The organism is Bradyrhizobium sp. T-1 (genome assembly GCF_053592855.1).
In genome coordinates this window covers 7,835,684-7,857,029 of the sequence record NZ_CM132115.1, presented here as the reverse complement: position 1 = coordinate 7,857,029, position 21,346 = coordinate 7,835,684, and the positions used below count along the sequence as shown (strand labels likewise).

The following is a 21,346-nucleotide window of genomic DNA, read 5'->3' as shown; positions in this document are numbered from 1 at the left end:
GCTCACGAGGTTTCGAGCGCCTGCTGCAACTCTCGGACCGCGCTGACGAGCAGCTCGCGATGTGCGATATCGTCCTTTGGAATCGCAGCGACGCTCGTCGCGAGCTCGCGCAGGATGCCGGCGAGCAGGCCAAAGTTCAGATGCAGGTGCACCGACTTGCGCACATCCTCGGTTCCGGGCCGCTCGAGCACAAGCGCCACGCCGTTGCCGTCGAGCCGTGCCTCGAACCGGGACGAATGTTCGAAGGTGCCGACGTAGAACTTGTCGGGGTATTCGAGCGCGACTTCCGCCCGATCGGGAATGGGTTTTGACATGCTGCCCTCGTCGTATGCTGCCATCCTGGCAGACCCGAGAAGCAGCCGCTTTGCGATAGGTCAGAGATGGTCGCCGGAAATTTGATCAGGATCAACGCCAACCCGATGCGTTTGCGATCCGATTGCGGGACGCGCAACGTCATGCATGCGGAGACGGTCGGCAATGGACGTCCTCTCGGGCCTTCCCGAAACGGAAACAGATGATCTCGTTGCGCCGGTCGCGGACGAGGCCGGAGCACGTTGCGTGCGATTGCTCAGCGATGCCGGCTTGCGGGCCACGCGGCATCGCCTGGCGCTGGGCAAAATGTTGCTGCTGGGAGAGCATCGTCATGTCACCGCCGAAGGCCTCTACGACGAGGCCATGGCGGCCAATCTGCGGCTGTCGCTGGCCACCGTCTACAACACGCTGAACCAGTTCACCGAAGCCGGCCTGCTGCGCCGGATCGCGGCCGACGGCATCAAATCCTTCTTCGATACCGACACCTCCGTGCATCCGCACTTCTATCTGGAGGGCGAGGATGTTCTGGTCGACGTCGCCGGCGGCCTTGCCTTCAGCAAGGTGCCGAACGCGCTTCCCGGCCACGAGATCGAGCGGCTCGACGTCATCGTCCATCTGCGCCGGAAGCCCTCCTAGCGGCAGCGCCGATCAGTTCAATCCGGCCCGCCGAAATCCTTCCAGATAGTGCTGGCGATCCGCGTCATTGGCCCAGGGCAGTTGCGTCGCGATCCAGTCCAGCGAGATATTGGGCTGGGTGCGGCGGAGCTCCCCCAGCGCCATGTCCGCCAACGCGCTGTCGCCGGTCATGCCGGCGGAGACGGCGAGCACGCGATAGGCGCCGGTGAGATCGCCGCGATGGCGAATCGCCTCGCGCGCGAGAGCGATGGCCTCGTCATAGTGCCGCTCGGTGAAGCGGGCATAGCCGGCGATGCCGTAATAGATCGCCAGCGACGGATCGCGCGGCGAGAGCCTGATCGCCTTTTGCGCCGCTTCGAACGAGTCGCTCGATCGTCCGGCATAGGATAGCGCCAGGGCATAATAGCCCTGCGCCAACGAGAAGTTCGGATTGAGCGCGAGCGCCTGCTCGAATTCGGACAGCGCGTCCGCAAGCCGGCTCGTCGAGAAGCAGACGCTGCCGAGCGCGGCATGGGCCCAGGCATTGTCGTGGTCGCAGCGCATCGCGGCGAGCGCGGCGTCCTCCGCGATCGGTGCCGTCGTGGCCAGTTCGGCCCAGCCCAGATGCACGCCGAACATGTGGCTTGCGGCGAATACTGCCAGCGCCTGGCCGTAATTCGGATCGATTGCGATCGCGCGCTCGAGCAGCTTCTGCGCCGCGGCGTGATCCTGCGGCGTCACCCGCCAGTAGTGCGACAGTCCCTGCATCAGCAGGTCCCAGGCGTCCAGGCTCGATGGCAGCTTGCGATGCGTGCGGAAATTCTCGGCCGCGTGAATCTGGGGTTCGATCGCCGCGACGATACGTTCGGTGATTTCGTCCTGCACCGCGAAGACGTCGACCAGCTCGCGGTCGTAGCGCTCGGCCCAGAGGTGGCCGCCGGTGGTGGCGTCGTTGAGCTGTGCTGTGATGCGCACGTGGTTGTCCACCTTGCGTACGCTGCCCTCGACGATGTAGCGCACGCCGAGCTCCTCGGCGATCTGCTTGATGTGGACCGCGCGCCCCTTGTAGGTGAAGGACGAATTGCGGGCGATCACGATGAACCAGCGTTGCTTCGACAGCGCAGTGAGGATGTCCTCGCTGATTCCGTCGCCGAAATATTCCTGGGCGGGGTCGCCGCTCATGTTCTCAAAGGCGAGCACGGCGATACCCGGACGATCCGTCGCGACGCGCGCCGAACCCGGCACTGCTTCGGTCGACGCAGGCCTGGCTGCCGCTTCTTCCCGGACTTCGCCGACGAAGCGAAAGCCCTTGCGCGGAATCGTCTTGATCAGCCGCTGCGTCGCGCCGTCGTCGCCGAGCGCCTTGCGTGCGGCATTGATCCGGCTGTTCAGTGCGGAATCCGAGACGATGCGGTCGCTCCAGATCTGGCTGATCAAATCGTCCTTGCTGACGACGCGGGCGCGCTCCGCAACGAGGTAAAGCAGCAGATCGAACACCTGCGGCTGCAGCGGCACGGTCGTTCCGGCGCAGGTCAGTTCGCGCAGGTCGCCGTCGAGCACATTGTTTTCAAAGACAAATCGCACGTTTCTGTCATCTCAAGCAAAAATCAAAGTCGTCTCAGGTGAAAATCAACCGTCCGCGAAAGTCTTCCGGCCTCCGGTCCGGCATGGTGCAGGGATCAAGCCGTGCCGATGCCCCGGCACAACGGAGCTTTCCATGACCCAACTCGATCATCAGGTTCATTCCGTCGGCCCGGAGATTGCGGGCTCACGCATTTTCAAGTTCATCGCCTTTCTTTACGGAATTGCGGCGTATCTCGTGTTCTTCGTCACCATTCTCTATGCCATCGGCTTCGTGATGGGGTTGGCGGTGCCGAAGACCATCGACACTGGAACCGACACGCCCACGGCCGAAGCCGTGATCATCAATCTGCTGCTGATGACGCTGTTTGCGGTTCAACATAGCGTGATGGCGCGCCAGCGCTTCAAGGCGTGGTGGACGCAATTCGTCCCCAAGCCGGTCGAGCGCTCGACCTATGTGCTGTTCGCGAGCCTGTCATTGCTCCTCCTGTTCTGGCAGTGGCGTCCTTTGCGCACGGTCATATGGGACGTCGCAAATCCGGATCTTGCCGTGACGTTGATCACGCTGTCCTTCGCGGGCTGGGTGCTGGTGTTCACCTCGACCTTCATCATCAATCATTTCGAATTGTTCGGATTGCATCAGGTGACCAACCATCTCGTCGGCAAGCAGGCCACGGCGCCGCGGTTCAAGACGCCGCTGCTCTACAAATTCGTCCGTCATCCGATCTATCTCGGCTTCATCATCGCCTTCTGGGCGGCACCGATCATGACCGCAGGCCACCTGCTGTTTGCGGCCGTGACCACGGCCTACATCTTCGTCGGCATCGCGCTGGAGGAGCACGATCTCGTCGATCTCTTTGGCGACGACTACCGGCAGTACAAACAACGAGTCTCGATGCTTATTCCCTGGCGCCGGTCAACCTAGCTGCCGCGCCCTCCGCCGCGCGTCCGCCGATCGGAGGACGCGCAGCCGGACTTTATTTCCAATCCAAGAGTTCCAATCCAAGAGTTCCAGCTCAAGAATTTCCATCTTAGGAGAACCAAGATGAAACATGCCGGACACTGCTTCTGCGGCGCGGTCACGATCGAGGTCACGGGCGCGCCGGAAGCGATGGGCTATTGCCATTGCCGATCCTGCCGATCGTGGTCGGGCGGACCGGTGAATGCCTTCAGCCTGTGGAAGCCGGAGGCCGTGCGCATCACTGAAGGCGCGGAGAACGTCGGGACCTTTGCCAAGACGCCGCTCAGCCAGCGCAAATATTGCAAGAGGTGCGGCGGCCATCTCATGACCAATCACCCGCCGCTGGCCCTGATCGACGTCTTCACCGCTACCATTCCGACGCTCGCCTTCGCGCCCGGCGTCCACGTCAACTATTCCGAGACGGTGCTGCCGATGCGCGACGGCTTGCCCAAGCTGAAGGACTTTCCGGCCGAGTTCGGCGGTAGCGGCGAGATGATGCAGGAGTAGAGGCTGCCTCCCTTCCGCAAACGGGAAGGGGATATACGTTACCTCATCCCCGCGCGCCGAAATCCCTCAAGATAATGCGCGCGGTCCTCTTCGCGCAGCATCGGCAACTCCCGTGTGATCCAGGCGAGCGAGATGCCGGGCTGGGCGCGGCGTAATCCTTCCAGCGCGGAGGCGGCAAGCGCGGAATCGCCTGTCATGCCGGCGGCGGCCGTCAGCACGCGATGCGCGCCGACGAAATCGGTCCGCTGCCGCATCGATTCCCGCGCCATCTGGATGGCGTCCTCGTAGTTGCGGCCGATGAACTGGGCGTAGGCTGCAACACCGCAATAGATCGCGGCGAGTGGATCGCGCGGGCTGAGTTGCAGCGCGCGGCGTGCAGCGGCATCGCCGTCCTGCCATCGTCCGGCGTAGCACAGCGTGACCCCGTAGAAGGCGTGTGCCATCGCGAAGTTCGGGTTGAGCGTCAGCGCCAGCTCGAATTCCGCCAGCGCGTCGTCGAAGCGGCGGCGGAACAAATAGGTATAAGCGAGGCCGTGATGGGCCCAGGCATCGTCGCGATCGGCTTCCACCGCGGCGAGCGCTGCGGCTTCCGCGACGGGGACGGTCGCGGCCATGTCGGCCCAGCCCATATGGGCGCCGAAGATATGGCTGGTCGCGAGCAGGCCCAGCGCCTTGCCATAGGCAGGGTCGATCGCGATCGCCTGCTCGAGCAGCCTCTGTGCCGAGGCATTGTCCTCGCGCGTGATGCGCCAGTAATGCGACAGTGCGCGCATCACGAAATCCCAGGCATCGAGGCTGCCCGGTGGCTTCTGCTGGGCGCGAAAATTTTCCGCGGCATAAAGCTGCGGTTCGATCGCGGCGACCATGGCTTCGGTGATCTCGTCCTGCACGGCAAAGATATCGGCGAGCTTGCGGTCGTAGCGCTCGGCCCAGAGATGGCCGCCGGTCGAGACGTCGTTGAGCTGGGCCGAGATCCGCACACGATCGCCGCTGCGCCGCACACTGCCTTCCAGCACATAGCGCACGCCGAGCTCGCGCGCGATCTCGTTGAGATGCACGGCGCGGCCCTTGTAGACGAAGGAGGAATTGCGCGCGACGACGAAGAACCAGCGCAGTTTCGACAATGCGGTGATGATGTCTTCGCTGATGCCGTCGGAGAAATAGTCCTGCTCGCGGTCGCCGCTCATGTTGGTGAAGGGCAGCACGGCGATCGCGGGGCGGTCGGATAGCGCAAGCGAGGCGTGCGACGCTGTGACGCTGCGGCGGAGTTCCGCCGTCACCGTCCCCGACTTGGTCTCGACGTTGCCGACGAAGCGAAAGCCCTTGCGCGCGATGGTGCGGATCAGCGCCTGGCTCGCGCCGCTGTCGCCGACCGCCTTGCGCGCCGCGTTGATCCGGCTGGTCAATGTCGATTCGGAGACGCTGCGGCCGTGCCAGATCTTGTCGATCAGCTCGTCCTTGCTGACGACCCGGTCGCGGTTTTCCATGAGATGGACGACGAGGTCGAAGACCTGCGGTTCCACGGAAACGGGAACCTGCTCGCGGCTCAGCTCGCGCCGGTCGGTGTCGAGAAGGTGGTCCTGGAACATGAACTGCACGTCGAAAACTCAGGTCTCACGGTGACTTCAAGCAATGATGAAATCAAAATGGATTTCGACTCGAAGTCTGTGAGTCCGCCGGGAGGTCGACCTGGTTCAACGCGACATCCAGATGGCTGCTATGCCATTTGCGCTGAGGGCTACAACCTGAATTGGAATGTGGCGGCTTCAGTCAGATTGTCTTGGTCAGATTGTCGCGGCACCCGGACGATATCCGGATGCCGCGGCGGGTCGTCATGGCAGATCGTCATGGGCACGGATGGCGCCGGCCGTCGTTGCCGAGATAGAGCCCCGTGTTCGGGTTATAGGATTTGTAGCGCTGCATGCAGTATTGGATGTCGCCTTCCGGAGGTCCGTAAGCAGCGGGCGGCGGCGGATAGCCCGGCCCATAGTAATAAGGCGAACCGTAATAATAGGGCGCAGCGATTGCGCCGCCGATGATTGCGCCGGCTGCGAGCCCGCCGACGAACGCGCCGCCGCCCCAGCGGCGATGTCCGTACCAGCGCACCTGCTCGATCTGACCGGGTGCTGTTTGCGTCATCGCGAGCGGCTGGCCAACCGGCGCCGCCGATACCGCGGTCAATGTCGCAGCCGACAGGCCCGCCAGCAGACAAGCTCCAGCAACGAAGCGAAACGATTTCAACATTGTGGTCTCCTCGTCATGCGGCGGCACGGCGCGCCGCAGGCAAGTGATAGTGCAAGTGCGCAAGCGCGCTGAATTAAGATTTGGACAGGATGGTGGTGTTGCGGGAGTACGCCGACATCTCCTCATCGACGTCCTGGCGAAAGCCAGGACGACATCAGATGTGTGGTTAGGTCCGAATGTTCATTGCCGAACGCTGCGGCCCGCGTAAGCTGTCCCCAGAGACAACAACCGCCGCAAAGAAACGCCCATGCCCGTCTTTCCCGCTTCGACCACCGTGCTCGATTCCATGTTGTTTCGCGATGCCTTCGGCACGCCCGCGATGCGCGAGGTGTTTTCCGACGTCGCGCTGGTCGCGCGTTACGCCGAGATCGAGGTGGCGCTGGCGAAGGCGGAGGCAAGGTGCGGCGTGATCCCGCAAGAGGCCGCCGACGAGATCTCGGCGCGGACCGATGTCACCGCGCTCGACTTCGATCTCTTGCGGCAGGAGACCGATATCGTCGGCTATCCGATCCTGCCGCTCGTGCATCAGCTGGTGAAGCAGTGCGGTGAGGCCGGCCGCTACGTGCATTGGGGCGCGACCACGCAGGACATCATGGACACTGCCGTGGTGCTGCAATTGCGCGCAGGCTTCGAGATCATCGAACGCGACATCGCCGAGCTGCGAACAATCCTCGCCGATCTTTCGCAGCGCCATCGCGATACGCCGATGGCGGGCCGCACCCATCTCCAGCAGGCGCTGCCGGTGACGTTCGGCTACAAGACCGCGATCTGGCTTGCGATGTTCGATCGCCACGCCGAGCGTCTCAAGCAATTGAAGCCGCGCGTTCTGGTCGGGCAGTTCGCCGGTGCCGCCGGCACGCTGGCCTCGCTTGGCGACAAGGGGTTTGAGGTGCAGGAGGCGCTCTGCGCCGAGCTGAAGCTCGGTGTTCCCGCCTCGACCTGGCACGTCGCGCGCGACGGCTTTGCGGAAGCCGTCAATTTCCTCGCGCTGGTCACCGGCTCGCTCGGCAAGATCGCCCTCGACATCATGATCATGGCTTCGACTGAATTCGCCGAGGTCTATGAGCCCTTCGTCAAGGGGCGCGGCGCCTCCTCGACCATGCCGCAGAAGCGCAACCCGATCTCCTCGGAGCTGATGCTTGCGGCCTCCAAGGCGGTGCGCCAGCAGGCGGGCCTGATGCTGGATGCCATGGTGCAGGACTTCGAGCGCGCCACCGGCCCCTGGCACGCCGAATGGATGGCGATCCCCGAAAGCTTCGTGCTGACCGCAGGCGCGCTGCACCAGGCGAAGTTTGCGCTCGCCGGCCTCATCGTGGACGAGGCAAAGATGAACGACAACCTCGCCCTTAGTCGCGGTCTGATTGTGGCCGAAGCGGTCATGATGGGGCTCGCGCCGCAGATCGGCAGGCAAGATGCGCACGACGTGGTCTACGACGCCTGCCGGCTCGCCAACGAGAAGGGCCTGATGCTCGCGGACGCGCTCTCCTCCGACACCCGCGTGTCGAGCCGGATCGATCGTGCCACCATCGAGGCCCTCACTTCACCGAAAAATTACCTCGGTCTTGCCCCTGCCATGGTCGACCGGGTGCTGAAATCGGCAACGCGTTGAAAACCAAAATGCGTGAAACTGCGTATCTTTCACGGCTTGCAAGGCGCTCGCACACTTGTGTCTCGTGATGCTAGGCTTAGATTGAATGACAGACTTTCGGCAGAGGACCCGGCATGACTGATCACCGCGATACTTCCACGACCATCGATCCCGTGAAGCTCGACCGGCTGGCCGAGGTGGCGGTGAAGGTGGGACTGGGCTTGCGACCGGGACAGGATCTGCTCTTGACGGCGCCGGCGATCGCGCTGCCGCTGGTGCGGCGCATCGCCGTCCACGCCTACAAGGCCGGGGCAGGCATCGTGACGCCGATTCTCTCCGACGAGGAGATGACGCTGGCGCGCTACCGCCACGGCCACGACAGCAGTTTTGATCGCGCCGCCAACTGGCTCTACGAGGGCATGGCCAAGGCGTTCTCGGACAACACCGCCCGTCTCGCCATCGTCGGCGACAATCCGATGCTGTTGTCGGGGGAGGATCCTTCCAAGGTGGCGCGCGCCAGCAAGGCCAATTCGATGGCCTATCAGCCGGCGCTGGAAAAGATCGTCAATTTCGACACCAACTGGAACATCATCGCTTATCCGAGCCCGTCCTGGGCCAAGCAGGTCTTCCCGAACGATTCCGAAGAGGTCGCGATCGGCAAGCTCGCGGATGCGATCTTCGCGGCCTCGCGCGTCGATCGCGAGGACGCGATGGCCAATTGGGCCAGCCACAATGCGGTGCTGCGCGAGCGCACCAACTGGCTCAACGGCCAGCGTTTCCGCGCGCTGCAGTACAGTGGTCCCGGCACCGACCTCACCATCGGGCTGGCCGACGGCCATGAATGGGAAGGCGGCGCCTCACTCTCCAAGAACGGCATCAGCTGCAACGCCAACATTCCGACCGAGGAGGTCTTCACGACGCCGCATTGCCGTCGGGTCTATGGCCATGTCGTGAGCTCGAAGCCGCTGTCCTACCAGGGCACGCTGATCGACAACATCGCGGTGCGCTTCGAGGACGGCAAGATCGTCGACGCCAAGGCCTCACGCGGTGCCGAGGTGCTGAACAAGGTGCTCGACACCGATGAGGGCGCACGACGGCTCGGCGAAGTGGCGCTGGTGCCGCATTCCTCGCCGATCTCGCAGAGCGGGCTGCTGTTCTACAACACGCTGTTCGACGAGAATGCAGCGTCTCACATCGCGCTCGGCCAGTGCTACTCGAAATGCTTCATCAACGGCGCGCAGCTGACGCCGCAGCAGATCGCCGCGCAAGGCGGCAACCAGAGCCTGATCCATATCGACTGGATGATCGGCTCGGCCGAGACCGACATCGACGGCATCCTGGCCGACGGCAGCAAGGTGCCGGTGTTTCGCAAGGGCGAGTGGGCGAAGTAACCGACGCTGGTGCGCGAGGGCTCTTCACCTCTCCCCGCTGGGGAGGGGTGAACAACTGGCCAAAGCAATAGTCACTCACGCCGCCGCGTGGCGCAGCGTCGGGTTGTTGTCGATGCTGAAGCGGTTGAACAGCGTCGTGAACGGGCTGCCGTCCATGGCCCGGACGATGGCGTCGGACGCTGCGACGGCCTCGTAGAGCGCGCCGACCGGATCGTCCGCCTCCGGCAGGTCAAGGCTTGCTCGGATTTCCTCTCGCGCCTCGTTGACGTCGTCCTCGTCGTCGAGTGTCGCTTCCAGCGCGTCCGCCGCGCGCCGCATTTCCTGGAGATCGCCGCCGGCGGAGAATTTGAGGATGTCCAGCCAATAGGGGCGGGCGACGACCAGCTGGATGAACGCTTCAAAACTCCCGGCGATGATCCCGGCGCGTCCCTCCGATGAGACGTAGAGCACATTTTCCGTCGGCAGCAGCACGAAGGCGCCGCCGGAGCCGTCACTGCCGATCTGCCTGGGGCTTTCGACGCCGTCGATCGTGAACCAGGGCTCCTCGTCTGGCGCGAACGCGACATCGAGGCTCCCGAGCCAGGCGACGACCTCGCCTTGGGTTGTCAGAACCTCTGGGGTCAGGGACATCGGTGGGGCTCCTTCCAGGTCGTCTCGCGCACTTTGTCGCACCCGGGAAAAGTCGGGTTCATGTGCGCGAATTTGCAGGGAAATCTCGACGTTAACCGCTTCGCATCTGCAACTTGCGGCTGATTGTCGGGGCCTGCGTAAGAAAGAATTAAAAACCGGCTACTAGCGTTCCCAACATCTTTCGAACAATCCGGGCCGAGACCCGGCCATATTTAATTATATCCCCTGGGGAAGCAGATGTCGCGAGCTTTGATTGAAATCGGTAGTTGCAATGTGGATCTGGAGCTGCGGCCGATCGAGCCGGCCTGGATCATCGAGGGTAACCCGGTTTCGCGTTCGCACATCCTCTCGACCAGCTCGGACGGCACCTCCTCGACCATCATCTGGTCCTGCACCGAAGGCCGCTTCAACTGGTACTATGATTTCGACGAGACGATCATGATCCTGGAAGGATCGATCGTGCTCGAGAGCGACGGGCTTCCGCCGAAGCGTTATGGCGTCGGCGACGTCATCTTCTTCCGCGATGGCGCGCATGCCAAATGGCATGTCGAAGGCCACGTCAAGAAGATCGCCTTCTGCCGCAAGACCAATCCTGCGGTCATCGGCTTCATGGTCCGCGTCGTCAACAAGCTGAAGCGGATGTTCCTCTCGCCCGGCGAGCGCCGCCCTGCGACGCTGATGGGTGCCGGCTGATCATTTTCACGGACGCTTCCCAGCGGCCACGACGGAAGAGGGGGCGGGACCAACATCCCGGCCCCTCTTTCGCGTCATGACGGCAGTTCGAGCCGGTAGACATCCGTCGCGGTCTGCGAGAACAGCGCGGTCTTCTCCGCCTCGCTCAAGGCTGAGGCGATGCGCTTGAAGGCATTGAAGATCACCTGGTAGCTGCACTGGCCCTTGTCCGGCGGGAAATTGCTCTCGAACATCGCCCGCTTCACGCCGAACGCCTCGATGCAGGTTTCGACATAAGGCCTCCACGCCGCGGCAAGCTGCTCGGACGACGGCGGCCTCTCGCGCAGATGGAAGTCGTAGCCGAGCAGGCACATCGCGAGGCCGCCGAGCTTCACCACCACGTTCTCGCAACTGGCGATCTCCCGGATCGAGGCGCGCCACTGCGCAAACACCTCCTCGCGCCGACCGGCAAAGCGGCCGACCCCGGCCGGCCCGCCGCAATGATCGAGCACGATCCTGGTGCCGGGGAAGGCGCGGGCGAGCTCGGTCAGCTCGCCGATTTGCGGATGAAACAGCCAGGCATCGAAGCTGAGGTTCAAGGGCGCGAGGCAGGCAAAGCCCTTGCGGAAGGCCGGGTCCTGCAACAGCCCCTTCGGCCGGTTCGCATACATGCCGGCGACGACCGGGTCCTCGTCCCAGGCGGACGAATGCCGGATGCCGCGGAAGCGGCCGTTGCCGGCAGCGATCTCCGCTTCCAGCACCGGCTTGGCGGCGTCGCCGAGCAGCAGGTTCACATGGCTGACGATCCCGGCGCAGATCGCCGCCTTGCCATAGCCACCGCTCGCGCTCATGGCGGCGACGCCGTTGGCGAACTCGACCTCGCCGACGGGCCGGAATGCCTCCGGCCCATGCGCGCGGTACATCGAGCGGCAATCGACATAGACGGTGGCGATGATGTTATGCCCGGAGGCGATGTCGGCGGCCATCTCCTCGATCAGATAGCGCTGGCCGCGATTCCAGAGATGATGATGCGGATCGACGATCGGCCGCGCGGGATCGATGATCGCCTCTTGATGTTGCACGAGCCAGTCCTCGCGCGGTTCGACGAATAGCCCGCTGGTGTTGGCGGGCAGACCGCTTGCGGCCATCGATGTTCGCTCCCTCATCTTCTTTGCGGTGGGGAGCCTAACACCTCGTCTCGTCACGCAGCAGCGCGCCTTGCGCAACCGCGCCCTCCGTCGCGAGCACGGCGACGTTGCCTTCAGCCCTTGCGCCGTGTCGCTCTCACCTCTACCACCAGTCGCCATTCCGTTGCAGCCGCGGGTTTGACCTCGCCGAGCCAGTGAAAGGAATCGCCTGTGATGTCAACGAAACTCCATCGCGTGAGATCACCGGCCTCGGTTGTGCCCTCCTGCACGATGTCCTCGCCGCGCGCGCGGCCGATCTGCTGGCGGAACACGCATCGCGCCGGATCGAACCAGCAAATCCGCCACGCCGACATGGAGGGATCGTAGACGCGCAGTGTCGTGCCGTACCAGTTGCCGGCGATCGGGAAGGCCGGGCTGCCGGCGGGACGCGGAATGATCCAGACGTCTTGCACCGCGCGCCCTTCCAGCACCCAGCCGAAATGGATTTCGCCGGGGGCGGCGTGCTTCGTTCCATCAGCGCCGTGGGCCGTGATCTCGGCATTCCAGTCACCGACGAAACGGCCATAGAGCCCCAGCGCCGCCGCGTGTTCGGGGTTGGGTCCGTCCGTGTGCAGTAATCTCGCAAAGTCGGTCATGTAGATCTCCTCCTGCCAGGAGGTCAGCACGACCGGCCGCGAGCCGGCTTGGAGAAAATTGCGTCAGACCCCGTCGAGGATGATTACCGTCGGTGTCGACGGCAGCGTATCCCGCGATATCCGCAGGGAACGCTGGGTGCGGCGGTCGATCTCGAACTGCTGGCCGATGCGGCGCATGAATTCGTCGAGCGGGGTGGCGAAGCGGTGCATCGGCAGCACCACCGAGGCGCGCAGCCGCCTGGTGATCTCCGAGACGCCGTCGAGCGACATGGTGTAGGTGCCGTCGATCGGAACCATCACGATGTCGAGCCGCCCAATCTGGGCGAAATGGCTGTCGTCGAGCTTGTGGTGGAGATGGCCGAGATGGCCGATGCAGAGGCCCGCGACCTCGAAGATGAAGATCGAGTTGCCGTCGCGGATCATGTCCGCGCCGGAATCGTCGCCGAAATAGCGGCGGATGTCGGTCGTGACGTTGCGGATGAAGGTGTCGCCGATGCGTTCCGAGACGATGGCCGGCTTGCCGTCCTCGCCCCAGCCATGCAGCACATGGGGAATGCGCTTGTCGGGATTGAGGGAGTAATGAGTGCTGTGGGCCCGGTTCATAGTGACGACGTCAGGCAGCCGGCCGACCTGATAGGCGCCGCTGTAGTCGGTCGCGATGCGTACCCCGCCGGGCGTGTCGATGAAATAGGTGGAGTGGCCGGCATAGGTGATCTCGACCTCCGGCGCGGCCGCCACCTGCCGGAAGGCCGCCGGCATGATGCGAGGCGCCGCGTTCGCCATCGCCAGGCATTCGCCGCGTTGAGGCGGCTGCTGGGCGAGGGCAGGTGAGAGACATGCGCTCAACAGCGCAAATGCCGCCGAAATGAGTCGCCACATATCCAGTCCCCGATGACGTCAGGGAAAGTCTAGCGTGCAATGCAGCGCGTGGCCAACAGGCCGCGATCAACAGCGCGTCAGTGTCGCACCCGCGCCTCCGCCCTTAGTCTCGCCTTGGACTGGCCTTCCAGGTCATCGCCACCAGACTCGCCGTGATCAGGCCGCTGACGATGCCAGCGGTCGGAAGCGTGAGCAGCAGCGCAGCGGTGGCGGCCCAGCCGATCGAGGAGAAGGCCTCGGCAAAGGTGGCAAGCCGCGACGAGGTCTGGCGGCGGCGGAATTGGCTGCGGCGGGCCTGGATCCGAAACCAGAGCTGGATCGCGGTGGCGGAGGCCGCGCTGACGATGATCATGGCTGCCGTGATCGCAGCCTGGAACGGCGAGGCGAAAACCAGCGCCGCAACCAGCGGGTTGAAGATGACGGCGATCGCGATCAGCACCACCTCGATCTTGGCGCGGATGACGCTCAACGGCGTCAGCGGCGCGGTCGCGACCAGATCAGGCGCGTCCTCGCCCGAGATTGTCAGCCAGGCGAGTCCGCCGGCGAGCTGACCTGCCGCCATCACGATGACGGGCGAGATCAGCGTCAACGCGACAGAGCTGTCGGCAAAGCTGCGCCACAGCAGCAGCGCCGGCGGCACCAGGTAGAGCAGCTGCATCAGGGTTTGCGAGATCAGCCAGGGATCGCGATAGAGCAGCACGAACTCCTTGCGCCGCAGCGCCTGCTGCCGCGAGCCGCCGCGGAACGGCCGCTCCCGCGCGCGCTTGCGGCTGGATGTGCCGTAGGCGGCGGCATCGATCGCGGTGTCGGCGAAGCGGCCCGAGAAGATCGCCATCACGCTTCCCAGCAGCACCAGCCCGAGGGCAAGCAGCAGCAGCAGCGCCGCGCTGTCGCCCATGGTCGCCCGCGCCGGCCACCACCAGATGCTGTCGATGTCGGGCGCGTGGGCGGCCAGGGTCCCGGACGTGAGAATGGTGAAGCGCGACAGCGTGCCATAGGAGATGATCGCCGCGACCTGGAGCGCGATCACGAAGCCTGCGCCGATGATCGCGGACAGGATCTGGGCTACGAAGCGTGTTCGCGCCGGGCCGATCAGGCGAAACAGCAGGATGGTGATGGCGATCGCGATCGCCGCGGCCGACAGGCCCATCGCGATGACCACGCCGAAGGCCGCAAGCCAGCGCGGGCCGCCACCGATCACCAGCACGTCGATGAAGGGCGTCGAGAACAACAGCGCCATCACGGTGACGGAGAGCGCGATTGCGGCGATGCGCACCGAGAACAGATTGGCGAGCCGCGCCGGCGAGGACATGATGAGATCGAGGTCGGCGCGGGCGTAAAACACCCGCGTCACCGATTCGATCGCCTGCGACAGCATCAAGGTCCAGGCGAGCAGGATCGTCGCCGAGATCACGATCAGCGAGGATTTGTCGAGCGGCAGCTGCAGATTGGCGAAGCGGCCGATCACGGCCCAGGCCGGCACGTGCAGGAGCGCGGCGAAGAACAGCAGGCCGATCACGGCGGCGCGGGCGCGCCTGCGCCGGCCGCCTGTCATCATGGCGAACCATTCGCGCCAGGCGAGCCGAAGCTCGTGGCGCGCAAACCAGGACAACGCGGTCGCCGAGCTCATGCCGCTTCCTGAAGCGTCACCAATGCGATGAAGAGATCTTCCAGGCTGGTGTCGGCATGGCCGTTCTGCTGGCGCAGCTCGGTCAAGGTGCCCTCGGCAACCAGGCGGCCGGCGGCGATCACGCCGATGCGGTCGGCCATGCGCTCCGCGACCTCGAGAATATGCGTCGTCATGATGACGGTGCAGCCGGCGCGGACGCGATCGCCCAACAGCCCTTTCACATGGCGGGCTGAAACGGCGTCGAGGCCGGTCAACGGTTCGTCCAGGATGATGAGGCGGGGATCGTGCACGAGCGCGCCGGCGAGAGCGACCTTCTGGCGCATGCCCTTGGAGAAGCCCTCGCAGCGTTCGTGCCGGTGCGGCTCGAGCCCGAGCGAGTTCAGGAGCTCCTCGGCGACCGGTTTCGAGATTGACGGTGCAATGCCCCAGAGGCCGGCGACGAATTCAAGATATTCGAGCGGGGTGAGCTTGTCGTAGATCATGGGCTCGTCGGAGACCCACGCCATCACCTGCTTGGCCGCCACGGGGTCTTGAAGCGCATCGATGCCGAAGATCGAGACACCACCGCCGTCGGGCCTGAGCAGGCCTGCAACCATGCGCAAAGTGGTGGTCTTGCCGGCGCCATTGGGGCCGACCAGCGCATAGAATTCGCCGGCATGAATGGTCAGGTCGAGGTTATCGACCGCCAAACGGTCAAAACGTTTCGTTAACCCTCGGACTTCGAGCGCCGAGCTATCCGGCTTCATGACGGCCACACCATCCGGTTTTGCATCGGTCGGGACCATGACCTGAAGATGTTTCGGCACGGTGAATCGCGCTGCCGCAAATTCAAGCATCCGACTTCGACTACACCTTGGACTAAAGGCAAGTCACCGTTTGTTGACAGCGCTTTACGGTTCAGGCTGAATTGGCGCCGGGACAAATGGCGCTCACGCGGCGAAACGACTGCGTAGCGGCTGGACACAAGATGCGTCAGGCGGTCGTCAAGAGCCGCGGGCTGCATCGGGAGGACGCGGCGATGCTGGATTTCGTTCAGCAGCTGGTCAGCGGTGTTGCGCTCGGCTGTGTCTACGGCCTGATCGCACTCGGCTTCGTGCTTGTCTACAAGGCCACCGAGGTCGTCAATTTCGCCCAGGGCGATCTGATGATGCTGGGCGGCTTCTTCGCCTTCACCTTCATCGGCATGCTCGGCCTGAACTATTGGCTGGGGTTCGCTGCCGCCGTCGCCGCGATGGCGCTGTTCGGCATGCTGGCGGAGCGGGTCGTGGTGCGGCCGATCCTCGGCTATCCGCAATTCTCCGTCATCATGGCGACCATCGGCCTCGGCTACTTCCTGCGCTCGATCGCGGGCATGATCTGGGGCACCGACGATCTCAAGATCGAGACGCCGTTCAGCCAGGGCGTGCTGCGCATCGGCTCGCTGGTGCTCGCCTATGACAAGCTGTCGGTGATTGCGGCGACTGTCATCCTGTGCGCGCTGCTCTACATCTTCTTCAACAAGACCACGCTCGGCACCGCGATGCGGGCTTCTTCCGAGAACATGCTCGCGGCCTATTACATGGGCATTCCGGTCAAGCGCGTGGTGTCTATCGTCTGGGCGATCAGCGCCGCGGTCGCGACCTGCGCAGGCGTGCTGCTCGCGCCGATCACCTTCATCCACTCCAATGTCGGCCTCGTGCTGGGCCTGAAAGCGTTTCCCGCCGCCGTGCTCGGCGGCTTCGGCTCGATTCCCGGCGCCGTCGTCGGCGGCGTCCTGATCGGCGTGATCGAGAGCATGGCGGGCTTCTACCTGCCCGAGGGCTGGAAGGACGTCGCACCCTACATCGTGCTGCTGGCCGTGCTGCTGCTCAAGCCCGAAGGCCTGTTCGGCCTTCACGTTCGCAAGAAGGTCTGAACGCCATGCGCTTCCTGTTCAAGACCGACTATGAGGACGACATCAGGCTGTTTCCGCATTCGGGCTACGTGGTCTCCTACGGCCTCCTGATCGCGGTGCTGCTGGCGGCGCCTTACGCGCTCTCAAGCTATCTGATGAGTCAGCTCGTCTTCGTCTGCATCTACGCGACCGTCGGCGTGGCACTTCTGATACTCACCGGCTTCACCGGTCAGGCGTCGCTGGGGCATGCGGCATTCCTCGCGATCGGCGCCTATACGGCGGCCTATTTGCAGAAGTACAACGTGCCGTTCCCGGTCTATTTCCTGGCAGCAGGACTCCTGACCGGCGCCATCGGCGCGATGGTCGGCTTTCCGGCGCTGAGGCTGACCGGAATCTACCTCGTCATCGCCACCATCTCCTTCGCCCTGATCGTCGAGGAGATCCTGGCGCGCTGGGAAAGCGTCACCAACGGCAATGAGGGCATGCGGGTCAAGACGCTGTCGCTGCTCGGCGTTGCCGTGCCGCGCGACAGTCCGACCTTCTACTATCTCTGCCTCGCCGTCCTGGTTCTGACCATCGTCGGCACGCTCAACCTGCTGCGATCGCCGACGGGGCGCGCCTTCGTTGCGATCCGCGACAGCGAGACGGCGGCGCGCAGCATGGGCGTCAACGTCGCACTCTACAAGGTGAAGTCGTTTGCGATCTCGGCGGCGATCACCGGCCTTGCCGGCGTGCTGTTCGCGCACAAGCTCTCCTTCATCTCGCCGGAGATGTTCACGCTCCAGCTCTCGATCGAGTTCATCATCGTGATCCTGATCGGCGGAACCTTCAGCCTGCATGGCGCGGTGCTGGGCGCGATCTTCATCGTCATGATCGACCCGTTCCTGACCTATTTGAAGGACGACATGCCCGGCATCATCGCCGGCGTCGCGGCGACGTTCGGGGCAGGCAAGGACGCTGCGGCCGACGTGCAGTCCAAGGTCGCCGCGTTCGCCTCGCTCAACGGCCTGAAGGGCGCGATCTACGGCATCATCATCATGCTGTTCGTACTGTTCGAGCCGCTCGGCATCTATGGCCGCTGGCTGAAGATCAAACTCTTCTTCCAGCTGTTCCCGCTCTACAAGCGCGCGACCTTCAAGCGGCAGAAGATCTACGTGAAGTCGGAGCGGAATCGATGAGCTATTTCCGCGCCGAGAACCTCTCGCTGCACTTCGGAGGGCTGAAGGCGGTCGATGCGGTCTCGTTCGCGGTCGAGAAGGGCGAGATCCTTTCGATCATCGGGCCGAACGGCGCCGGCAAGAGCTCGATCTTCAACCTGATCTCGCGGATCTACCGGCCGACCTCGGGTAGGATCTATTTCGAGGACCAGGACATCACGGAGGAGGCGCCCTACGACATCGCCCGGCTCGGCATTGCCCGCACCTTCCAGAACATCGAGCTGTTCGAGAATGCGACCGTGTTGTCCAATCTCCTGGTCGGCCGCCACCGGCATTCGACGACGCAGCTCTGGCAGGAGCTGCTGTTTCTGCCGAGCGTGCGCGCCAACGAGAAGGTCCACCGCCGCCGGGTCGAGCAGGTGATCGAATTCCTCGATCTAGAGCCCTACCGCGAAAAGCTGATCTCGGGCCTGCCCTACGGCGTGCGCAAGGTGATCGAGCTCGCGCGCGCGCTCTGCTCCGAGCCGAAGCTGATCCTGCTGGACGAGCCGTCCTCGGGGCTCAATGTGGAGGAGACAGACGACATGTCGTTCTGGATCCGCGACATGAAGAGCGAGCTCGGCATCACCGTGTTGATGGTCGAGCACGACATGTCTCTCGTCAACCGCGTCTCCGACCGGGTGATCGCGCTGAACTACGGCCGCGTGCTGGCGATGGGCTCGCCCGCCGAGGTTCAGCAGCATCCCGACGTCGTTGCCGCGTATCTGGGAGCGTAAGCGATGGATGCGGCCGTGACCCCGGATATCATCCTGAAGCTCTCCAACGTCGAGAGCTATTACGGGCCGATCATGGCGATCCGCGGCATCTCGCTCGAGGTGCCGCGCGGCCGAATCGTCACGCTGCTGGGCGCCAACGGTGCCGGCAAAACCACGGTGCTGAAGACGATCTCCGGCATTCTCGATCCGCAGAAGGGCTCGATCGAGTTTCTGGGCAAGCCGATTCAGCGCATGGAGGCCGACAAGATCGTGCGGCTGGGCCTCAGTCACGTGCCGGAAGGCCGCGAGGTGTTTCCGTTCCTCTCGGTGCGCGAGAATCTGATGATGGGCGCCTATCCGAGGGCGGACAGGGAGGGCGTGGCGGAGGATCTGGAGCGGGTCTACGGCTACTTCCCGCGGCTCAGGGAACGCATCGGCCAGCCGGCCGGCCAGCTCTCCGGCGGCGAGCAGCAGATGCTCGCCATCGGCCGGGCGCTGATGAACCGGCCGACGCTGCTGTTGCTGGATGAGCCTTCGCTCGGGCTGTCGCCGCTCCTGGTGAAGGAGATCTTCACCATCATCCGCCGTGTCAACGAGGAGCAGGGCATGTCGATCCTGCTCGTCGAGCAGAACGCCAAGGTGGCGTTGGAGACCGCGCATTACGGCTACGTGCTCGAGATCGGCCGCGTCGTCATGAACGACAGCTGCGACCGCTTGATGCATTCCCATGACATCCAGGAATTTTACCTTGGCGCCAAGGAAGCCGGCGCCAGGGGTGAACGGCGCTGGAAAAAGAAGAAAACGTGGCGTTAAATATGGTGTCCCGTCCGCGACACAGACCGCCGGCAAGGCGGCAGCGGAGGGATGGAGCGGCAAGGAGGGAACGCGCATGGCCAGAGCGGCGGTGCTGACGGTCGCCGACACGATCGCGAAGAGCTTCGTGCTCGCGGCGGAAACGCGCGGCGATGGCCCTGCGATCCGCGAGAAGAAATTCGGCATCTGGCAGCCGACAAGCTGGCGCCATTGGCTGGAGATCTCGAAGGAGATCGCCTACGCCCTCAATGCCTGCGGCTTTGCGCCCGGCGACGTCGCCTCCATTATCGCCAACGCCGTGCCCGAATGGGTCTATGCCGACATGGGCATCCTCTGCGCCGGCGGCGTCTCCTCCGGAATCTATCCGACCGACGCCTCCAGCCAGGTCGAATATCTCCTCAACGATTCTGCGACCAAGGTGGTCTTCGCCGAGGACGAGGAGCAGCTCGACAAGATTCTCGCCTGCCGCGCGCGCTGTCCGTCCCTGCAGAGGATCATCGTGTTCGACATGGAAGGCCTCTCCGGCTTCTCCGACGACATGGTGATGTCGCTCGACGAGTTTCGCGCGCTCGGCCGCAACGCCATGGTCGGCAACGACGTGCTGTGGCGCAACATGATCGACAGCCGCGGGCCGGACGATCTCGCGGTGCTGGTCTACACCTCCGGCACGACCGGCCCGCCCAAGGGCGCCATGCATGCCAATCGCAGCGTCACGCATCAGATGCGGCATGCCAATGATTTCATTCCCGCGCGTGATGACGATCAGCGCCTGATCTTCCTGCCGCTCTGCCATGTCGCCGAACGGGTCGGCGGCTACTACATCTCGGTCGCGCTCGGCTCGGTGATGAACTTCGCCGAGAGCCCGGAGACCGTGCCGGACAATCTGCGCGAGGTGCAGCCGACGGTGTTTCTGGCGGTACCGCGGATCTGGGAGAAATTCTATTCGGCCGTCACCATCGCGTTGAAGGACGCGACGCCGCTTCAGCAGTGGTTCTACCGCCGCGCCATCGCGATCGGTTTCCGCAGGGCCGAATGCCAGCTCGAGGGCGGCACGCCGTCGCTGTCGCTCAAGGTCGCCAACCGCGTGGCCTACTGGCTGGTGTTCCGCAACATCCGCCGCATGATCGGGCTCGACCGCTGCCGCATCGCCTTCACCGGAGCCGCGCCGATCGCGCCGGATCTGATCCGCTGGTATCTCGCGCTCGGCATCGACATGCACGAGGTCTACGGTCAGACCGAGAATTGCGGGGTGGCGACCATGATGCCGTCGGACCGGATCAAGCTTGGCTCGGTCGGCAAGGCTGTTCCCTGGGGCGAGGTCGCGCTTTCGCCTGACGGCGAGATCCTGATCCGCGGTGATTTCCTGTTCATGGGCTATCTGAACCAGCCGGAGAAGACCGCCGAGACCATCGATCCGCGCGGCTGGCTGCACACCGGTGACGTCGGTACCATCGATAATGAGGGCTTCGTCAAGATCACCGACCGGATGAAAGACATCATCATCACCTCGGGCGGCAAGAACGTCACGCCGTCGGAGATCGAAAACCAGCTCAAATTCTCGCCCTACATCTCCGATGCCGTCGTGATCGGTGACAAGCGGCCGTATCTGACCTGCCTCGTCATGATCGACCAGGAGAATGTCGAGAAGTTCGCCCAGGACCACGACATCCCCTTCACCAATTATGCGAGCCTGTGCCGCGCCCGCGAGATCCAGGATCTGATCTGGCGCGAGATCGAGCAGGTCAACGGTAATTTCGCGCGCGTCGAGACGATCAAGAGGTTCTATCTGATCGAGCGTCAGCTCACGCCGGAGGACGAGGAGCTGACGCCGACCATGAAGCTGAAGCGGAGCTTCGTGAACCGGCGCTATTCCGCGGAGATCGATGCGATGTATCGCGAGCGCGCTGTGGCTTGAGGGCGCATGCCGCGGAAAAGCGGATACCGGCTTTCCGGCC

At 64.0% G+C, this 21,346-nt stretch carries 21 protein-coding genes; 11 read left to right on the top strand and 10 right to left on the bottom strand.

All coding sequences use genetic code 11. The annotated features are described in order from the left end of the window. Nucleotides 1-2: 2 nt before the first annotated feature. Entirely contained in the window at nucleotides 3-314 is a 312-nt protein-coding gene (locus tag ACWAT4_RS37535) for a hypothetical protein (protein WP_212426028.1), read from the bottom strand. Between the two features lie 163 nt (nucleotides 315-477). Between ACWAT4_RS37535 and irrA the strand changes: the two genes are divergently transcribed. Beyond that, nucleotides 478-948: an iron response transcriptional regulator IrrA gene (irrA, locus tag ACWAT4_RS37530; protein WP_212302712.1), complete on the top strand. Its 471-nt coding sequence runs from the start codon at nucleotides 478-480 to the stop codon at nucleotides 946-948. 12 nt (nucleotides 949-960) lie between these two features. Here irrA and ACWAT4_RS37525 read toward each other — a convergent pair whose 3' ends face one another. After that, a complete protein-coding gene (locus tag ACWAT4_RS37525) occupies nucleotides 961-2,511 on the bottom strand; it encodes a winged helix-turn-helix domain-containing protein (protein WP_449729431.1) in 1,551 nt (516 codons plus the stop codon). A 133-nt stretch (nucleotides 2,512-2,644) separates the two neighbouring features. Between ACWAT4_RS37525 and mddA the strand changes: the two genes are divergently transcribed. Both mddA and ACWAT4_RS37515 read left to right on the top strand, forming a co-directional pair. After that, nucleotides 2,645-3,433 (top strand): methanethiol S-methyltransferase, encoded by a 789-nt coding sequence (gene mddA, locus ACWAT4_RS37520; RefSeq protein ID WP_449729430.1) that lies wholly within the window; start codon nucleotides 2,645-2,647, stop codon nucleotides 3,431-3,433. Between the two features lie 120 nt (nucleotides 3,434-3,553). Further along, nucleotides 3,554-3,976 carry a GFA family protein gene (locus ACWAT4_RS37515; protein ID WP_212426032.1) on the top strand — a complete coding sequence of 141 codons (423 nt, stop codon included), beginning with the start codon at nucleotides 3,554-3,556 and terminating at the stop codon, nucleotides 3,974-3,976. Between the two features lie 38 nt (nucleotides 3,977-4,014). Here the strand turns inward: ACWAT4_RS37515 and ACWAT4_RS37510 are convergent, their stop codons facing one another. Further along, nucleotides 4,015-5,574 carry a winged helix-turn-helix domain-containing protein gene (locus ACWAT4_RS37510; protein WP_212426033.1) on the bottom strand — a complete coding sequence of 520 codons (1,560 nt, stop codon included), beginning with the start codon at nucleotides 5,572-5,574 and terminating at the stop codon, nucleotides 4,015-4,017. Between the two features lie 247 nt (nucleotides 5,575-5,821). After that, nucleotides 5,822-6,220 (bottom strand): BA14K family protein, encoded by a 399-nt coding sequence (locus tag ACWAT4_RS37505; protein ID WP_449729429.1) that lies wholly within the window; start codon nucleotides 6,218-6,220, stop codon nucleotides 5,822-5,824. A 247-nt stretch (nucleotides 6,221-6,467) separates the two neighbouring features. Between ACWAT4_RS37505 and pcaB the strand changes: the two genes are divergently transcribed. Together pcaB and ACWAT4_RS37495 are read left to right on the top strand one after the other, a co-directional pair. Further along, nucleotides 6,468-7,829, top strand: a complete 1,362-nt coding sequence (gene pcaB, locus ACWAT4_RS37500) for a 3-carboxy-cis,cis-muconate cycloisomerase (protein ID WP_449729428.1) — start codon at nucleotides 6,468-6,470, stop codon at nucleotides 7,827-7,829. A 113-nt stretch (nucleotides 7,830-7,942) separates the two neighbouring features. After that, entirely contained in the window at nucleotides 7,943-9,199 is a 1,257-nt protein-coding gene (locus ACWAT4_RS37495; RefSeq protein WP_212302705.1) for an aminopeptidase, read from the top strand. 75 nt (nucleotides 9,200-9,274) lie between these two features. On the opposite strand, the gene ACWAT4_RS37490 is transcribed toward ACWAT4_RS37495, so the two are convergent. Beyond that, nucleotides 9,275-9,829 carry a hypothetical protein gene (locus tag ACWAT4_RS37490; protein ID WP_212302704.1) on the bottom strand — a complete coding sequence of 185 codons (555 nt, stop codon included), beginning with the start codon at nucleotides 9,827-9,829 and terminating at the stop codon, nucleotides 9,275-9,277. Nucleotides 9,830-10,066: 237 nt separating this feature from the next. Here ACWAT4_RS37490 and ACWAT4_RS37485 point away from each other — a divergent pair, with 237 nt between their 5' ends. Continuing rightward, complete coding sequence (locus ACWAT4_RS37485) at nucleotides 10,067-10,522, top strand: cupin domain-containing protein (protein ID WP_212426037.1); 456 nt, start codon at nucleotides 10,067-10,069, stop codon at nucleotides 10,520-10,522. A gap of 74 nt (nucleotides 10,523-10,596) precedes the next feature. On the opposite strand, the gene ACWAT4_RS37480 is transcribed toward ACWAT4_RS37485, so the two are convergent. The 5 genes from ACWAT4_RS37480 to ACWAT4_RS37460 form a co-directional block, all read right to left on the bottom strand. Beyond that, nucleotides 10,597-11,649: an amidohydrolase family protein gene (locus tag ACWAT4_RS37480; protein ID WP_212302702.1), complete on the bottom strand. Its 1,053-nt coding sequence runs from the start codon at nucleotides 11,647-11,649 to the stop codon at nucleotides 10,597-10,599. A gap of 113 nt (nucleotides 11,650-11,762) precedes the next feature. After that, nucleotides 11,763-12,284, bottom strand: a complete 522-nt coding sequence (locus tag ACWAT4_RS37475; RefSeq protein WP_212302701.1) for a hypothetical protein — start codon at nucleotides 12,282-12,284, stop codon at nucleotides 11,763-11,765. A 63-nt stretch (nucleotides 12,285-12,347) separates the two neighbouring features. Further along, the gene (locus ACWAT4_RS37470; RefSeq protein WP_212302700.1) at nucleotides 12,348-13,163 is read right to left on the bottom strand and encodes an MBL fold metallo-hydrolase; all 816 of its coding nucleotides are present in this window, start codon (nucleotides 13,161-13,163) and stop codon (nucleotides 12,348-12,350) included. A gap of 103 nt (nucleotides 13,164-13,266) precedes the next feature. After that, nucleotides 13,267-14,793 (bottom strand): permease, encoded by a 1,527-nt coding sequence (locus ACWAT4_RS37465; RefSeq protein WP_212302699.1) that lies wholly within the window; start codon nucleotides 14,791-14,793, stop codon nucleotides 13,267-13,269. Further along, nucleotides 14,790-15,539 carry an ABC transporter ATP-binding protein gene (locus ACWAT4_RS37460; RefSeq protein WP_212302893.1) on the bottom strand — a complete coding sequence of 250 codons (750 nt, stop codon included), beginning with the start codon at nucleotides 15,537-15,539 and terminating at the stop codon, nucleotides 14,790-14,792. Before ACWAT4_RS37460 ends, ACWAT4_RS37465 begins: the two co-directional genes overlap by 4 nt. 272 nt (nucleotides 15,540-15,811) lie before the next feature. On the opposite strand from ACWAT4_RS37460, the gene ACWAT4_RS37455 reads away from it, so the two are divergent. From ACWAT4_RS37455 to ACWAT4_RS37435, 5 genes are all read left to right on the top strand, one after another. Continuing rightward, nucleotides 15,812-16,687, top strand: coding sequence for a branched-chain amino acid ABC transporter permease (locus ACWAT4_RS37455; RefSeq protein WP_212302892.1), 876 nt, complete (start codon nucleotides 15,812-15,814; stop codon nucleotides 16,685-16,687). Between the two features lie 5 nt (nucleotides 16,688-16,692). Next, complete coding sequence (locus tag ACWAT4_RS37450; RefSeq protein WP_212302698.1) at nucleotides 16,693-17,844, top strand: branched-chain amino acid ABC transporter permease; 1,152 nt, start codon at nucleotides 16,693-16,695, stop codon at nucleotides 17,842-17,844. Further along, nucleotides 17,841-18,599: an ABC transporter ATP-binding protein gene (locus ACWAT4_RS37445; RefSeq protein WP_212302697.1), complete on the top strand. Its 759-nt coding sequence runs from the start codon at nucleotides 17,841-17,843 to the stop codon at nucleotides 18,597-18,599. Before ACWAT4_RS37450 ends, ACWAT4_RS37445 begins: the two co-directional genes overlap by 4 nt. A gap of 3 nt (nucleotides 18,600-18,602) precedes the next feature. Continuing rightward, nucleotides 18,603-19,391, top strand: a complete 789-nt coding sequence (locus ACWAT4_RS37440; protein ID WP_212302696.1) for an ABC transporter ATP-binding protein — start codon at nucleotides 18,603-18,605, stop codon at nucleotides 19,389-19,391. Between the two features lie 76 nt (nucleotides 19,392-19,467). Continuing rightward, complete coding sequence (locus tag ACWAT4_RS37435; protein WP_449729427.1) at nucleotides 19,468-21,306, top strand: AMP-dependent synthetase/ligase; 1,839 nt, start codon at nucleotides 19,468-19,470, stop codon at nucleotides 21,304-21,306. The last annotated feature ends 40 nt before the right edge of the window (nucleotides 21,307-21,346 follow it).